The following is a 14,511-nucleotide window of genomic DNA, read 5'->3' as shown; positions in this document are numbered from 1 at the left end:
GAGGCAATCCCCCCGCGCACCGGGCCCTGCCCGAAGGCGCCGCCGGTGCCGCGGGGCGTTCTCTCTGCCCGCCTCGTCTGTCCGCGGTGAAAGGTTGCGTCCCATGGGGTTCCGTGATCCCCTCTACTGGCTCTACGAGCGGCGTCTGGAGCGCAAGCTCGGCGACCGCGATACCCCCCGCCACGTCGGCGTCATCCTGGACGGCAACCGCAGGTGGGCCAAGATCAGCAAACTCGGCGACGTCGCGCGCGGCCACGAGGCCGGGGCCGAGAAGATCTTCGAACTGCTGGGCTGGTGCAGCGAGCGCGGCGTCCAGGTGGTCACCCTGTGGATGCTCTCCACCGACAACCTGGGCCGCGCGCGCGAGGAGCTCGAACCGCTGCTGCGCATCATCGAGGACACGGTGGAGCGCCTGCAGCGCGAGGGGTGGCGGGTCAACCCGCTCGGCGCCCTCGACCTGCTGCCCGATTCGACCGCCCGTGTGATCAAAGAGGCGGGAGCGGCCACATCCGGCAACCACGGCCTGATTGTGAATGTGGCCGTCGGGTATGGAGGGAGGCGTGAGATCGCCGATGCGGTGCGGTCCCTCCTCCACGAGGAGGCCGCCAAGGGCACCACGATCGAGGAGCTCGCCGAGCGACTCGATCTGGACCACATCGCCGAGCATCTCTACACCCGCGGCCAGCCCGACCCGGACCTGCTCATCCGGACCTCGGGAGAGCAGCGCCTCTCCGGCTTCCTGCTCTGGCAGAGCGCGCACTCGGAGTTCTACTTCTGCGAGGTCTTCTGGCCTGCCTTCCGCAGAGTGGACTTCCTGCGCGCGCTCCGTGCCTTCGGCGCGCGGAACCGACGGTTCGGCGGCTGAGCCGGCCCCCGCCCCCACCCCGCCACCGAACGAGGGGAGAAGCCGCTTCACCGGGTGTTCACATGCCGTGCCACCTGGGGGCCTTGCTCTTTGCAGCGCGCCGGGTACCGTCGGAGTCAGCGGACGATGCGCATCCGTCCGCTGCGGGAGGCCCCTGCTGTCCGAGGTCCTGTTCCCACGGGGAGCACACACCGACGCGGGCCGGTCCCGGCCCGGTGCGGGGGTCGGTCCCGGTCCCAGGAATCCCGTGAGAGACGGGCGCCCACGCGGCGCCCAAGGGGAGAACGAGTGGCTAGTTCCTCGACCACCCGCCTCGGTCCCGGCGCCCCTGTCGTCGCCACCGGCGCAGCGGGGGAGCGGCGCACCTACGTGCTCGACACCAGCGTCCTGCTGGCGGACCCCGCGGCGATCACCCGTTTCGCCGAGCACGAAGTGGTGCTTCCCGTCGTGGTGATCTCCGAACTGGAGAGCAAGCGGCACCACCCCGAACTCGGCTACTTCGCCCGCGAGGCCCTGCGCCGCCTGGACGACCTGCGCGTGGAGTACGGCCGGCTGGACACCGACGTCCCGGTCAACGACGCGGGCGGAACCCTGCGTGTGGAGCTCAACCACAGCGACCCGGCGGTGCTCCCGGCCGGGTTCCGGCTCGGCGACAACGACACCCGCATCCTCACCGTGGCCCGCAACCTCGACGAGGAGTCCGGCGCCGCCGGAACCGGGGCCACCGTGCTGGTCAGCAAGGACCTGCCGATGCGGATCAAGGCCTCCTCGATCGGCCTGAGCGCCGACGAGTACCGGGCCGAGCTCGCCATCGAGCACGGCTGGACGGGCATGGCCGAGCTGGAGGTGCCCGGGCACGAGGTCGCCGCGCTCTTCGAGAGCGGGACCGCCGACATCGAGGCCGCCCGCGACCTCCCCTGCCACACGGGCCTGGTCCTGGTCTCCGAGCGCGGCAAGGCGCTGGGCCGGGTGCTGCCCGACAAGTCGGTCAAGGTCGTGCGCGGCGACCGCGAGGTCTTCGGCCTGCACGGGCGCAGCGCCGAGCAGCGCATCGCCCTCGACCTGCTGAGCGACCCCTCGGTGGGCATCGTCTCGCTGGGCGGCCGGGCCGGCACCGGCAAGTCGGCGCTGGCGCTGTGCGCGGGCCTGGAGGCGGTCCTGGAGCGCGGCCAGTACCGCAAGGTCATGGTCTTCCGCCCGGTCTACGCGGTCGGCGGCCAGGAGCTGGGCTACCTGCCCGGGACCGAGAACGAGAAGATGACCCCCTGGGGCCAGGCGGTGCACGACACCCTCTCGGCGGTCACCACCCAGGACGTCGTCGACGAGGTGGCCGACCGCGGCATGCTCGAGGTGCTGCCGCTCACCCACATCCGCGGCCGCTCGCTGCACGACGCGTTCGTGATCGTCGACGAGGCGCAGTCGCTGGAGCGCGGGGTGCTGCTCACCGTGCTCTCCCGGCTGGGGGAGAACTCCCGGGTGGTCCTCACCCACGACATCGGCCAGCGCGACAACCTGCGGGTGGGCCGCTACGACGGCGTGGTCGCGGTGATCGAGAAGCTCAAGGGGCACCCCCTGTTCTCGCACACCACCCTGAACCGCTCCGAGCGCTCCCCGATAGCGGCGCTGGTCACCGAGATGCTGGAGGGCTGATCCCGCCCGCCCGTGCCCGCCGGAGCACCGCTCCGGCGGGCACGGCCGTGTTCATCCCGGCTTTCGCGCGCGTTCGGGCGCGGGACGCGGCGGCCCGGTAGGAACGCCCTTGCCCGTCCCCGAGTCCGAGGAGCAGTGCCGATGCCCCGATCCCCCGAATCCCCCGACCCCGCTCCGTCCCGCCGCTCGGTGCTCGGCCACGGAGCCGCGGTACTCGGCGGCACCGCCTTCGGCGGGGCGCTGCTCGGCGCCCCCGCCTACGCCCAGGGCCGCAACCGTCCGCGGCTGACCCACGGCATCCAGCTGGGCGACCCGCGCCCGGACGGCGCTGTGGTCTGGGCCCGCTCCGACCGGCCCGCCCGGATGATGGTGGAGGTGGCGCGCCGGCCCGACTTCTCCGACGCCGAGCTGGTGCGCGGGCCGATGCTCACACCGGCCACGGACGGCACCGGGCGGGTGCGCATCGACGGACTGGAGCCCGGCGGCGAGGTGCACGTGCGGGTGCGGGCCGAGCGCGGCAAGTACGGCAGCGAGCCGGTGACCGGGTCGTTCCGCACACCGGGCGGGGAGCGCCCGATGCGCCTGCTGTGGGGCGGCGACGTCGCCGGGCAGGGCTACGGCATCAACCCCGACATCGGGGGCATGCCGATCTTCGCGGCGATGGCCGACCGCGACCCGGACGTCTTCATCCACAGCGGCGACGTCTGCTACTCCGACGGGCCCCTGACCGAGCGGGTGGAACTGCCCGGCGGGCGCGTCTGGCGCAACGTCACCACCGAGGCCAAGGCGAAGGTCGCCGAGACCCTGGAGGAGTTCCGGGGCCAGTTCGCCTACAACCTGCTCGACGACAACCTGCGGGCGTTCGCCGCGCGGGTGCCGCAGATCGTGCAGTGGGACGACCACGAGGTCACCAACAACTGGTACCCGGGGGAGGTCCTGGAGGACGACCGCTACACGGTGACCTCCGTCGACCGGCTGGCGGCCCGCGCCCACCGCGCGTTCCACGAGTGGCAGCCCGTCATGCGCCGGGAGGCGGTGGACGGGCGGATCTACCGCCGCCTCTCGCTCGGACCGGACGTGGACGTGTTCGTCGTCGACATGCGCGTCTACCGCGATGCGAACTCGCCGGGGACCGCCCGGCACGAGGAGGTCCTGGGGCGGGCCCAGGCCGACTGGCTGGTGCGGGAGGTGTGCCGGTCCACGGCGGTGTGGAAGGTGATCGCCGCGGACATGCCGCTGGGGCTGGTGGTGCCCGACGGCGAGGACATCGAGGCGGTCGCCAACGGGCGCCCGGGGGCGCCGGCCGGGCGCGAGTCCGAGATCGACCGGGTGCTGCACCGCCTGCACCGCGCGGGGGTGACGGGAACGGTCTGGCTCACCGCCGACGTGCACTACACCGCCGCCCACCACTACTCGCCCGACCGGGGGAGCTCCTCGGACTTCACCCCCTTCTGGGAGTTCGTCTCCGGGCCGCTGCACGCCGGGGGGTTCGGGCCCAACGTGCTCGACCCGACCTTCGGGCCCGAGGCGGTGTTCGTGAACGCGCCGCCGGAGCCGAACACCTCGCCGCTGGACGGCTTCCAGCACTTCGGCGAGGTCGAGGTCGACCCGCGGAGCAAGGAGCTGTCGGTGCACCTGCGCGACGCCAACGGCGACGCCCTGTGGTCGACCGTGCTCGACCCCCAGGCGGCGTGACCCGGGGTTCCGGACATGCCTTCCGCCCGCCCCCGGCCCGCCTCGATGAGGGGTGTGCCGACGGCGGGCGGCGGGGCGCGCAGGGCCCGCACGGGACCGCCGGGTCTCACGCAGTGAGACGTTGCCCAGGTGGTGCCCGGGTCAATCGTTACCCGTTGTAGTGTGACGGAGATCATGCTGGAACCGGTGTCCGGGGTTCGCGGGATACGGCAGGGTTAGGGACGGATCGTAATCAGGAGCCCCCGGGCGCGCGCCCGACGGAGGAGGCCCGGCCTCCCCGCACCCTTTCCTTTTCGGGGCGCGCGCATTTCTGACGGAAGGCCCACTCGTGCTTCTCAACCGCATCTCCCCCCGCCTCGCCGCAGGGATCGGCGCCGCGGGCCTGACCGCGGGCGCCGTGTTCGCCGCCACCGTGTACTTCGGCGGCGCCGACGCCGGCGACGTCACCGGTGCCGCCGTGCAGCAGCCGCCGCAGGCCGGCGGCGAGGACTTCTTCGCCGGTGTCGACGGCCTCTCCGAGGACGAGCGCGACCAGCGCCGCGAGGAGGCCCGGAAGCGTGCCGAGGAGGCCCAGGGGGCCGCCGGGGCGGCGGGCACCGCCCGCCCGGCGGAGAAGGAGGAGCCCGAGGAAGAGGAGGAGTCCTCCGACGAGGGGGCGTCCGGCTCCGCCTCCGGCGGCGACACCAGTGCCGACGCCGACTCCCTCAACTGGCCGGCCCTGGCCCAGTGCGAGTCCGGCGGCGACCCCACCGCGGTCAACTCGGCCGGCGGCTACTACGGGCTGTACCAGTTCTCCATGACGACCTGGGAGTCCGTGGGCGGCAGCGGGAGCCCGGCCGAGGCGCCCGCCAGCGAGCAGACGATGCGCGCCAAGATGCTCTACGACGCGGTCGGCGGGAACTGGCAGAGCCAGTGGCCCGAGTGCGGCCGCCACCTGCACGACTGACCGGGCGGCCGCCCGTCCCCCGTGCCCGGAGGTACCGGTGCGAACAGGGGTGGACATGTCGGAATTTGGTGTTATTGTTCCGTGACGATGCGGGCGGTCCGTCCGGACCCCCGCCCGACAATGAGCCCCCGGAGCCCTGCGCGGCACCGCACCGGCGGATCCGGTGCCCCCGAGAAGAACCGCCGCGCGGACCCCAGAGGCGAGGGCGGACGGCGAAGAACCCCTCCACGCCGCCCTTTCCGATCCGTACCTGAGCCCGGGGCACGAGTCGCTCGCGCGCGATCGCCGGCGCGCGACTGGCGGAAGGGCGATTTTTGCTGACGAACCGGATTTCGCTGCGCGTGGCCGCCGCGGTCGGATGCGCCACCGTGGTGGCGGGAGCCGCCTTCGGTGTCTCCGCGTTCGCCGACAGCGGCGCCGACCCCGAGCAGGCGGCGAGCGCGGCCCTGCCCGACACCCCCGAGGCGCAGTCCCAGGACGGGGACTTCTTCGGGCACATCGAGGAGGTCTCCGACGACCAGCGCGCCGCGGCGCGCGAGGAGACCAGGAAGCGGATCGAGGAGGCCGCCTCCGGGGCGGGCGCCACCGGCACCGCCCAGCAGGAGAAGGAGGAGAAGGAGGAGCCCGAGGACGACGGGTCCGACGGCGACTCCGACTCGGGCGGCTCCCCGCCCTCCAGCGGAGACCCCAAGGCCACCGCTCAGGCCATGATGGGCGACTTCGGGTGGGGCCAGGACCAGTTCAGCGGCTGCCTGGAGCCCCTCTGGGAGAAGGAGAGCAACTGGAACCCGTCGGCGCAGAACCCGAGCTCGGGCGCGTACGGCATCCCGCAGGCGCTCCCCGGCTCCAAGATGGCCAGCGCCGGATCGGACTGGCAGACCAACCCCGCCACCCAGATCAAGTGGGGCCTGGGCTACATCGAGGACCGCTACGGCTCGCCGTGCGAGGCGTGGTCGCACTCCCAGGCCAACGGCTGGTACTGACCCCGGTTCCTGTCTGAGACCTTGAGAGGCCCCTCCGAGCGTCCGCTCGGAGGGGCCTCTTCGTCTTTGAGTCTTCTTCCTCTTCGCCGCTCCGGGGGCCGGCCCGTCAGATCGCCAAGAAGAACCAGCTGTCGAACGAGTCCTGCAGGACCTGCTCGTACTCCTCGGCGTCCTCTTCGGGGACATTGAGGGAGAGCGTGAAGCCCTTGCCCTCGTGCTGGACCGTGTACTCGGTCAGGTAGCGCTCGGGGACGCCCCAGTCATTGCCGGTGTAGCGGTTGACCACCATCGCCGCGTCGTACTCGGAGTCCCACAGGAAGGGGTACTCGTCGGGCTCCAGCTCGCGGATCTCGTCGGTGCGGTAGTCCTCGTAGTCGCCGGAGGCCTTGAAGGACTCGTCGTTGGCCTGGAGCCGCTCCAGGCTGCCGGTGTCGTCCTCCAGGTCCCAGGCGACCATCATGAAGCGCCGCTCGCCGGTGCCGTCGGTCATGGTGACCGAGCCGGTGCCGTCGGAGCCCATCTCGCTGTCGTCGAGGGTCCAGCCCGAGGGGTAGNAGGCGGCTGCCGTAGTAGGTCTCGTAGTCCGTGGGAGGGCCGTCCTCCTCCTCGGCCTCCCCTCCCTCGGCGTCACCCGAGTCCGGGGCATCGCCCCGTGCGTCGCCGTCGGCACCGCCATCGGCGTCACCGGGCCCGGCCTCGTAGCCCCCGGACGGCTGCTCCGTTGTCCCGCTGTTGTTCGCGAGGACGATGAACGCGCCGCAGCCGCCCAGAAGGAGCAGGACGAGGCACACGCAGCCGAGGCCCAGGATGAGCGGGGTCTTGCTGGTCTTCTTCGCCGCCTGCGGCGGGGGAGGGGCCGCCGCGAACGCGGCCTGCCCCGGGGCAGGCCCACCCTGCGAATACCCGTACGGCCCCTGCGGAGGCTGCTGCGGCCCCGGCGGTGGCCCTTGCTGCGGTCCTGGAGGCGGGCCACCGGGCCCACCCATGGGCGCGGGCCAGCCACCCGAGGGTCCCTGGGGCCCGCCGGGTCCCCCCGGTCCACCCGCATGTGCAGGCCACCCTCCAGACGGACCTTGAGGGCCTTGCGGCGGCTGCTGGTGCCCCTGCGGAGGCTGCTGGGGCCCCGAAGGCGCCCCCGGCCCGGAAGCCGAGTAGGAGGCAGAGGGCATCGCCCCCGAGGGGCCCCCGTGCGCCGGAGTCCCCCCGGCCGGCGTTCCAGCGGCGGACATCCCCCCGCTCGGAGTTCCCTCGGCGGGCATCCCCCCGGACGGAGTTCCAGACCCCATCGCCACTCCGGGCCCGGTCCCGCCCGCTCCGGACGCGGGCTCCCCACTACCGCCCCCTCCAGGGGCGGAACGCAGCAGTTCCAGCGCACTCTCGGCGCCAAGGCGCTGCGCCGGATCGCGCTCCATCAGCCCGGAGATGAGCGGCTCCAGCGATNGGCGGCAGCGGGTCGGAGACCACCGCCGAGATCGCGGCGGTGACCGTGCCCCGTCGGAACGGCGAGGACCCCTCCACCGCCTGGAAGAGGGTCACACCGGCGCTCCACAGGTCGCCGGCGGGGGTGGCGGCCTCGCCCATCAGGCGCTCGGGCGGCATGTACTCGGGCGAGCCGATCAGGGCGCCGGTCGCGGTGATGGAGGCGCCGCCCTCCATGGTGGCGATGCCGAAGTCGGTGATGACGACGCGCCCGCTGTTGCAGACCATCACGTTGCCGGGCTTGATGTCGCGGTGGACGACGCCGGACTCGTGGGCCGACTGGAGCCCTTCCAGCAGCGCCGCGGCCAACGCGGACGCCCGCGCGGGCGGAAGGGGGCCGTTCTCTTCGAGCTCCTGGTCCAGAGAGTGCCCCGGGATGAGCTCCATGACGACCCACGGGTTGTCCTCGAAGTCGAAGACGTCGTGGACGGTGACGATGGAGGGATGCGGCACCCGGGCGGCACTCTGCGCCTCCCGGAGCACACGCGCGCGAGCCTCGGCGCGCTCGTCGTCGGACAGGTGAGCGGGAAGGAGGATCTCCTTGACGGCGACGGCGCGCTGGAGCTGGGTGTCCCAAGCCTTCCAGACGATGCCCATACCGCCGCGGCCCAGCTCCTTGTCCAACCGGTAACGCCCGAGCACGACACGGGCGCCCTCATCCGTGGACATAGTGCGGCCTCTCAAGGGGGAGGAACGTATGCGATCGTGTGCAAGCAGGCTACTAAGCACACACCCTCCCCGGACCCACAGGCCCACATCCCACATGTCCGGATCGGGCCTTCTGGCTACTCGGGGCGTGCCCATACCGGCGACTCCTCAGAACCGGCATCTGCCGATGACACCTCTCGGACGGCATCGACGAGCAGGTGGAGGAACGACGGATCAAGGGATGACCACCCCAATGCCGTTCCGGGGGGACTCCAACCGTAGGGAGTGCTCTTCCTGTTCGGGGCGGCAGCTCGCCGGGTATCGGCAACGATGCGGGTCACCATGCACGTCATGGCTCTTATCGAAGGGGCGAGGCGCCGGCCCACTGACTCTGGGCGCCTCCACTGAGGCGCGACAGATGATCCCGGGGGTCCACTCCGGACTTCTGGATAAAGACGAAGGACGACGAGCGCCCGTTGGTCGACGGCGCCTACCGCCTACGCCGGAAACAACGGGCGCCTTTCTCCAGTATGGTGGGCCAAGGAACCATCCACATGCCCGTAGAGGCTCATGCCTCGCCCTCGAGGCGGCTGAAGAGTCATGATGGTGGTCCGCGCCGGTGGACGCTGACGAAGAGGGGCGGTCGACGATGCATGACGAAATCGACCACGAGTACGATACTTTCAAGGCGCTTGTGCGTTCATTTACCCCTGCCGATGCGATCAAGCGGCTGGAGCAAATGGGTATCGACTCCGATGTTGTGGAGAGGATCCGAGAGCGACACCAGCAAGAGACTCTCCGCATTGAGGAACTCGAGGAACCGAAGTCCGTTGTGCAGGGGAATCGAGAAACCTGGTATGTCGGCCCCGAAAAATGGGATAAGTGCTGGCCTGCGATTGAGAACATTCTTCGTAGGAGCGGATGGCCGGAAGAACCGGCGATCAGAACCCTGGACGAATCCTCCACGCGTATCGTCTCTCTCCTGGACCACCCCAAGGTGAAGAAGTTCTCCACGCGAGGCCTCGTCATCGGCTATGTGCAGTCGGGGAAGACCACGAACTTCACGTCGGTGATGGCGAAAGCGGCTGACCGCGATTACAAGCTCTTCATCGTGCTTGCCGGGGTCCACAATGGACTGCGCCGGCAGACCCAGGCCAGGCTGGAACAGCAGTTGGTGAAACCTAACCCCGCCTCCTGGTCGCAACTCACGGGGCTAGAAAATGATTTCCAGCCTCAAGAGAACCCCGCCTCGTACTTCGGGAAGAACAATCGAACTCACGTCCTGTGCGTGGTGAAGAAGAACGCGACGGTACTCCGCAAACTCGCCAACTGGCTGGCGAAGGCGTCGGACTATCTGGTGGACTGTCCCGCGCTCATCATCGATGACGAGGCGGATCAGGCGACCGTTGCAACGAAGTCGATCAACCCTCTGATCAGGAAGATCATCGACCAGCTGCCGAAGAGCGCCTACATCGGGTATACGGCGTCCCCGTTCGCGAACCTTCTCATCGATCCGAGCGCCGCCGACCTCTACCCGAAGGACTTCATCGTCAATCTACCGAAGCCGGTCGGCCATTTCGGCACCGAAGTCCTGTTCGGTCGTAATCCGCTTGATGGCGAGGATCCCGAAGAGGTCGACGATGGTCATGACATGATCCGGTCGATTCCCGAGGACGAAGTACCGTGTGTGCGCCCGACGTCGAAGGCCGACACGGAAAACTTCGAGCCCGTGATCACGGATACTCTTCGTGACGCTGTCGACTATTTTTGGATGGCGACGGCGGCCCGGCGGGTGCGAGGGACCGGCAACATTCACAACACGATGCTCATCCATACCAGTGTGAAGACGGCGGTGCACAACAGCTTCAAGCGCCCGTTGGAGCGATTGCGAGAGCGGACGGCGCAGCTCTTGGCAGATCCGGGCGAAATGGCCCGCATGCGGGATCTCTGGGACCTGGAGTGCAAGCGGGTGTCCGCAGAAGAGTTCGGCGAGAGGAAGGTGACGTTCGACGAGTTGAAGAGCGAGCTCCCGAGCGTACTCGAGGATTGCCGGATCGTCATGGACAATTATGCCAGCGAAGATCGGTTGGATTACGAGAACGGTCCGGTGGTCGCCATAGCCGTCGGGGGGAACACTCTATCGCGAGGACTGACACTTGAGGGGCTCTCGGTCAGCTACTTCGTTCGTGCGGTCTCGGCGTACGACACATTGCTCCAGATGGGGCGGTGGTTCGGTTTCCGAAACGGATATGCCGATCTCCCTCGAATCTGGATGACCGACGAATTGGCCGGTTGGTTCCGCGACCTGGCCACGGTCGAGAGCGAGATGCGCCGAGACGTCGAACGTTACATGACGGAGGACGTCACACCGCTCACTTTCGCGGTGCGTATGCGCACCCATCCCGCCCTGCGTGTGACTGCTGCCGCAAAAATGCGTGATGCGGTCACCGCGGCCTCGTCTTACGGTGGGAAACGCCTCCAGACCCACTACTTTCGCACCGACGCGGAGTGGTTGTGTAAGAACATCGAGGCGGCACGTTCCCTTGTTGCCGCTTCTGAGGAGGTCGCCGTCAGAAAGAGGAATTCTCCGGAGCACGGACGGCACCTCTATCTCAATGTTCCGCATGAACACGTGATCGAGTTTCTTCGGGAGTACAACTTCCACGACAAGTCGCCCGACATCGACCCTGACCTGATCATCGCCTATATCCAGAAGCGTGTGCTCACTGCAGGGTCGTTGGGACGTTGGAACATCGCGATCGTCGGGAATCCGGCCACCGATGGCGACGATGACTTCAACTTCACCGAAGAGGTGGCGGTGGGACGGGTCAATCGTGCACGCCTGGACTCCGAGAGTCCTTCACAGGATGTCGTGGACATCAAGACCCTGATGAGCCGCCGTGACGCGGCCGTGGATCTCACGGATGATGCGGCGAAGCTTCCGGAAAAGCAGATCATGGAGGCCCGGCAAAAGGAATTGCCGGATACAGGGCTGCTGGTCCTCTACCCGATCGACAAGATCTCTGACGCATCGAAGACGAAAAAGTCGCGGAAACCGTTGAATGCCGACGAACATGTGATCGGTGTCGGTATGGTCTTCCCCGCCCCTCGGAACGAGGACAGCACTGTGGAGAAGTACATCTCGGCGGATCTGTCGAACGTATGGATCGAAGATGAGGACTTGAGTGTACTCGATGGCGAGGATGCATGATCGAAGAGCGGTTTCGCAGACTCGTCGAGGACAGTTGGGTCGCTCTCGAGGCCGAGAAGGCCACAGATGAACGCCGAATGCGCACCAGGCAGTTGCCCATCGAGGTCGAAGACGGGTATTTGGCCGTCGCGGTCGATTATGAAGGACATCGGCACGCACTGGTTCCGATCCCCTCCAATCGTAAAGTCCGTTCCGGAGCGGAGGGAGCGGTTCTCCATCTACGGCGGAGAGTGCTCGAAGGCCCGGACACCTATCAGGCCTACGCGGACCTCGCCTGTCGGCGGAATGACCTGAACGACCTGTTCACAGTGCTATGCGTCGACATCGTGGAGGCTGCCGGCGAGCATCCTCGGAACCCTGTCAAGGGGCTGTACCGGGTTCTCGATCGTTGGAAGGCGCTTTTCCACACCGAAGGTGCACCGTTGGGACCTGATCAGCTCGCCGGCCTGTTCGGTGAGCTGACCGTCCTCAGACGTCTATTGGAGAGGGACCCGAGCGCGCACCGGTACTGGCGTGGTCCTGAAGGCCATCACCATGACTTCGCCGGTCGGCACGTCGCGTTCGAAGTCAAGACGAGCACCGGGGCCGAGGGGAGGAGAGCTCGCATTCATGGAATCGACCAACTCGAACCCCCGAGCGGCGGTACACTTTCTCTGATTTGGATCCGCGTGCGGCGCGTCGCAGAGCAGGAAGGTGGCATTGGACTCGTGGAGGCCGTCGAGAGCGTGCTACGAATCTGCGACGATGAGAGTGCTATCCTTTCTCGCCTGGCGAGGGCAGGCTATCTCCATGGGCAATCAGAGCACTATGATGGTGTGTGCTTCGCGATCGAAGAGGAAAAATGGTACCTAGTCGACTCGAGTTTTCCCGGCTTGACCCGCAGAATGCTCGAGGATGCCGGTCTCCCGATTACGTTCAGCGATGTCGAGTACACGATCGAATTTGATGGTGACCTTTCCCCCCCGCTTCCGAGCTCGAGAGTCGACCGGATGATCGATGACCTGATCCAGGAGTCAGCATGACAAGGCCGCGCTGGTTCTCGCAGCCGTTTCCCCCCGAAGGTGCGAGCGCAGCCGAGGGGGTTCGTAATCAGCTCGGGCGTCCGGAGCTCGACCTGCTCACCATCCTGGTACGTGAATCGGCTCAGAACAGCTGGGACGCACGAGTGGAGCGGTCACAGGAGCCGGTCGATTACCGGATCGCCATGTGGACGGTCAGCCCTGCCCATATCGGTGCTTGGCGAGACCTTCTCCTTGATAATGCTCCTCCGAGCCGAAACTTTCCGCTGCGCGACACCTTGAGGAACGGCACCGTTCGAGTGATGGCGGTGTCTGACCGTGGGACCCAGGGACTCGGCGGTCCGACACGGGCGGACCATGCGGTGGGACAAGAGCGCGACTTCGTCTCGTTCGTCCGCAACATGGGGGAGCCTCGAGACGTCACGCTCGGGGGTGGAACCTATGGATTCGGCAAGGGGATCTTTTATCTCCTCTCCCGGCCGGGAACCATCCTGGTCTACTCACGTTGCCGCCTTCCGAGCGGCAGGTGCGAGAGCCGTCTGATCGGATGCACGCTCTGGAGGAGTTACATCACGAACGAGCCGGGAGGCAACCGTCGGTTCACCGGACGGCATTGGTGGGGCGATGCTAGCGGGGACGTGATCGAGCCTTTACTCGATGAGGAGGCGGACAGCACGGCTCAGCGTCTGGGAATTCGCAGGTTCGCGCCGGATGAGACCGGTACGACGATCGTCGTGATCGATCCTGAACTCGAGGAACTCGCTCCGCAGGAGGCCGCAGAATACTTGGCGGACACCATCGCATGGCATCTGTGGCCCAAGATGATCTCGGTCGGTACGAACACGCCTGCCATGCGCTTTTCCGTCAGTTGCGACGGGATCGAACAGCCGGTGCCGGATCCGAGGGTCACACGGCCGCTCGACATGTTCGCTGAAGCGTACGAAGCGATGATCGGCCCGAAGGGCATGAACCTCGAATGTAAGAAGCCCAAGCGTCTTCTGGGGCGCCTGGGGGTGACGAAGCGGATCATGCTTCCATTCGGTCACAGTCGTGCCTCTCGTATGCTCGGAATCGAGGACATCGTTCATCATGTCTGCCTGATGCGGCCGGCAGAGCTCGTCGTCACATACCTTCCAGGGCCGAAACCTCCGAGTGAGAATCAGGGCTACGCGGGGGTCTTCAGGGCGGATCAGAGCATGGACGACGTTTATGCCAAGGCGGAACCCCCCACCCATGATGCGTGGAATCCACAGTCTCTCGGTAGGCCTGAGAGCACCTTCGTCCAGACAACGTTTCGGCGTATCAATGATTCGCTGAGCAGCCTGCTCAGTCTCGGAGGGGTCGCCCGCCCCGGAGCCGGCACCGTACCCCTCGGGGCGGCGAGTTCAATGTTCTCAGGACTGGTTGGAGGCGCTTGGGGAATCGGCGGTGCGACCGCGTACTCCAAACCTGGGAGCACGAGAAAGCGAGCATCGAACGGAGCGAACGATCAGGAGCCCGCTTCAGCCGGTTCTCCGCAGGATCAAAGTCGGGCGGGATCCACCGCTTTCGAAGACACGGGCATTCGTGGAGACATCGGTTCGGAAGATCGGCCGAACTCGGCCTTCGAAGGGGCGAACGGCGCAGGAGGCGGGGCCCGAGGAGTACGGCCTCGGGTCCAGTACATCGGTGATCCCTACTTTGACGATCGTTTCGACGCTACTGTCCTGGTGCAGGAGTTCCGTTTGCCGGTCTCCGGGCCCCAGAGAGTTCGTATCGAGCTGTCGGTCACCCTGCCGGGGAGCGCAGGCCGCGAAACAGATCCGCCGCTCGGGGCGAGTATGCCTTCGATGATCGGTTGGGAGGATGCCGATGGCGCCGTCATTCATGCCGACTCCGCGGTGCTCAATGGTGGAGAATCGCTCTGGCGAGCGCTGGTGCGTCCGGCACCGGACACAATGACCGAGATCGGAATCAAGGTGGGAGCGGTGAAGGTCCCGTGAGCCGACGAATTCTTCCGTATCGCAGACCTTCCG

10 protein-coding genes are annotated in these 14,511 nt (G+C 67.6%); 8 read left to right on the top strand and 2 right to left on the bottom strand.

What is annotated here, in order from left to right:
• Positions 1-103 precede the first annotated feature (103 nt).
• From D450_RS0118915 to D450_RS0118895, 5 genes are all read left to right on the top strand, one after another.
• Positions 104-865: an isoprenyl transferase gene (locus D450_RS0118915; RefSeq protein ID WP_017540227.1), complete on the top strand. Its 762-nt coding sequence runs from the start codon at positions 104-106 to the stop codon at positions 863-865.
• A gap of 369 nt (positions 866-1,234) precedes the next feature.
• Positions 1,235-2,515, top strand: a complete 1,281-nt coding sequence (locus D450_RS0118910; protein WP_017540226.1) for a PhoH family protein — start codon at positions 1,235-1,237, stop codon at positions 2,513-2,515.
• Between the two features lie 141 nt (positions 2,516-2,656).
• Positions 2,657-4,210: an alkaline phosphatase D family protein gene (locus tag D450_RS0118905; protein WP_017540225.1), complete on the top strand. Its 1,554-nt coding sequence runs from the start codon at positions 2,657-2,659 to the stop codon at positions 4,208-4,210.
• 328 nt (positions 4,211-4,538) lie between these two features.
• Complete coding sequence (locus D450_RS35245) at positions 4,539-5,156, top strand: transglycosylase family protein (protein WP_017540224.1); 618 nt, start codon at positions 4,539-4,541, stop codon at positions 5,154-5,156.
• A gap of 314 nt (positions 5,157-5,470) precedes the next feature.
• The gene (locus D450_RS0118895; RefSeq protein ID WP_017540223.1) at positions 5,471-6,139 is read left to right on the top strand and encodes an aggregation-promoting factor C-terminal-like domain-containing protein; all 669 of its coding nucleotides are present in this window, start codon (positions 5,471-5,473) and stop codon (positions 6,137-6,139) included.
• A 106-nt stretch (positions 6,140-6,245) separates the two neighbouring features.
• On the opposite strand, the gene D450_RS34795 is transcribed toward D450_RS0118895, so the two are convergent.
• Both D450_RS34795 and D450_RS34790 read right to left on the bottom strand, forming a co-directional pair.
• A complete protein-coding gene (locus tag D450_RS34795) occupies positions 6,246-6,659 on the bottom strand; it encodes a hypothetical protein (RefSeq protein WP_017540222.1) in 414 nt (137 codons plus the stop codon).
• 812 nt (positions 6,660-7,471) lie between these two features.
• A complete protein-coding gene (locus D450_RS34790; RefSeq protein WP_449289474.1) occupies positions 7,472-8,215 on the bottom strand; it encodes a serine/threonine-protein kinase in 744 nt (247 codons plus the stop codon).
• A gap of 670 nt (positions 8,216-8,885) precedes the next feature.
• On the opposite strand from D450_RS34790, the gene D450_RS0118885 reads away from it, so the two are divergent.
• From D450_RS0118885 to D450_RS33440, 3 genes are read left to right on the top strand one after another with little or no spacing between them, the layout of a single operon-like run.
• Positions 8,886-11,477 (top strand): Z1 domain-containing protein, encoded by a 2,592-nt coding sequence (locus D450_RS0118885; RefSeq protein ID WP_017540221.1) that lies wholly within the window; start codon positions 8,886-8,888, stop codon positions 11,475-11,477.
• Complete coding sequence (locus D450_RS0118880) at positions 11,474-12,499, top strand: PD-(D/E)XK motif protein (RefSeq protein ID WP_083932700.1); 1,026 nt, start codon at positions 11,474-11,476, stop codon at positions 12,497-12,499. Before D450_RS0118885 ends, D450_RS0118880 begins: the two co-directional genes overlap by 4 nt.
• A complete protein-coding gene (locus tag D450_RS33440) occupies positions 12,496-14,478 on the top strand; it encodes a hypothetical protein (RefSeq protein ID WP_152520870.1) in 1,983 nt (660 codons plus the stop codon). Before D450_RS0118880 ends, D450_RS33440 begins: the two co-directional genes overlap by 4 nt.
• Positions 14,479-14,511: the final 33 nt, after the last annotated feature.

This window comes from Nocardiopsis halophila DSM 44494 (assembly GCF_000341245.1).
GTDB lineage: Bacteria > Actinomycetota > Actinomycetes > Streptosporangiales > Streptosporangiaceae > Nocardiopsis_A > Nocardiopsis_A halophila.
The sequence above is the reverse complement of the archived record's forward strand: the minus strand, read 5'-3'. Positions and strand labels throughout refer to the sequence as shown.